This is a genomic window from Nostoc sp. UIC 10630 (genome assembly GCF_010747425.1).
Lineage (GTDB): Bacteria > Cyanobacteriota > Cyanobacteriia > Cyanobacteriales > Nostocaceae > Nostoc.
The window spans coordinates 1-544 of record NZ_JAAGOG010000498.1 but is presented as its reverse complement, the minus strand read 5'-3'; the positions used below and the strand labels follow the sequence as shown (position 1 = coordinate 544).

Genomic DNA, 544 nt, shown 5'->3' with positions numbered 1-544 from the left:
CAAAGTAGTTCATTGTTCCATCAAAACCGAAAATGTGAGTCGGTTATTGTGCAGTTTCCTATGCGGAAGCAAATAATCTCTTATTGCCAAGCCATTGAAAAAAACAATTGTCTGTTCGTTCTCTTCTGAGTCACTTAAAGTAACGGGAGCAAGTTTGTTTTAGCCCAAGATTGAACCTGAACCAACTTCCCACTGATGTTTGAGCAATTCTTGATAAGTCGTTTCCCTTATCATCATCTGCTTATAGAGCATCTGCAAAAATTCTTGAGCTTGTTCACGGGACATCTGCTGCACTTGATCAGAGAAAGTTCTAAGGCTAAATTCTTGTTCTAAAGATAATTCAATGGGTTGGTTCATAGCTTTTATTTGAGTTTGCTAAGTTAAGCAAATATTGTTTTATATAAATAAATGTTACGATATCTTTACAAAAGATGAAGGGGTGTAAACCGTACCGACGTAGGTTAAAAATACCGTCTCTGCTGCTGAAAACCCTGATACAACTCCATTGTGGCAACCCAAGTAAAAACTTAAGTTCTAAAGTTTC

Annotated in this window: 1 protein-coding gene; it reads right to left on the bottom strand. The window is 36.8% G+C overall.

Annotation, left to right across the window (positions count from 1 at the left end; translation table 11 throughout):
• Positions 1-159 precede the first annotated feature (159 nt).
• On the bottom strand, positions 160-357 hold the full coding sequence (locus G1O98_RS38590; RefSeq protein ID WP_163939743.1) for an NblA/ycf18 family protein: 198 nt from the start codon (positions 355-357) through the stop codon (positions 160-162).
• Positions 358-544: the final 187 nt, after the last annotated feature.